Source organism: Starkeya nomas, assembly GCF_902703545.1.
In the GTDB taxonomy this organism is placed as follows: domain Bacteria; phylum Pseudomonadota; class Alphaproteobacteria; order Rhizobiales; family Xanthobacteraceae; genus Ancylobacter; species Ancylobacter moscoviensis.
In genome coordinates, this window is record NZ_CACSAS010000044.1 from 1 (window position 1) to 506 (window position 506).

Annotated in this window: 2 protein-coding genes; both read right to left on the minus strand. The window is 64.6% G+C overall.

Going from position 1 to position 506, the window contains the following annotated elements; translation table 11 throughout:
- Positions 1–189, minus strand: a 189-nt coding sequence (locus tag STARVERO_RS23035; protein WP_159602534.1) for a recombinase family protein, incomplete at its 3' end; no start/stop codon positions are given.
- Positions 186–506: PIN domain-containing protein (locus tag STARVERO_RS23040; protein ID WP_200837958.1), on the minus strand; the 321-nt coding region annotated here is incomplete at its 5' end. The genes STARVERO_RS23040 and STARVERO_RS23035, both read right to left, overlap by 4 nt.

Sequence of the window (506 nt, forward strand, 5' to 3'; positions counted from 1 at the left end):
GCGGTCGTTGGTCGCCGAAGCGCCCGGCTCCACGTAGGTCTCGACAAGCTGATAGCCGCGCGAGGCGCAATAGGCTTCGCCCTGCCGCTTCTGGTCAGGGATGGAGACATCATGCTCAGCCTGCCGCGCCGTCGAGACGCGCAGGTAAAGGGCGGCGCGTAGTGGAATTGCGGAAGAGGAAGCGCTCATGCCGGGCCTCCTTGGGCAGCAGCCTCGTCAGGCGACAACACGGCGACACCGAACGGCAGGAAATGCTTCGTGTTGCGGGTGACAACGGCGAGTTCATGCGCCGCAGCGATGCCGGCGATCACGGCATCGGCCATGCCGGGATCATGACCGGCGGCGAGCGCCTTCGCTTCCAATCGCCCACCGATCGCGGCAGCCTGCGCGTCGAAGCCAATAATCTTGTCATCGTATGTGGAGACAAGGCCACTGAGCCATGCTTTCAGGCTCGCGGCCTTCGCCGTTGCCCCCTTATGGTCGAGGAGCGCGATCCCCTTCTCGAT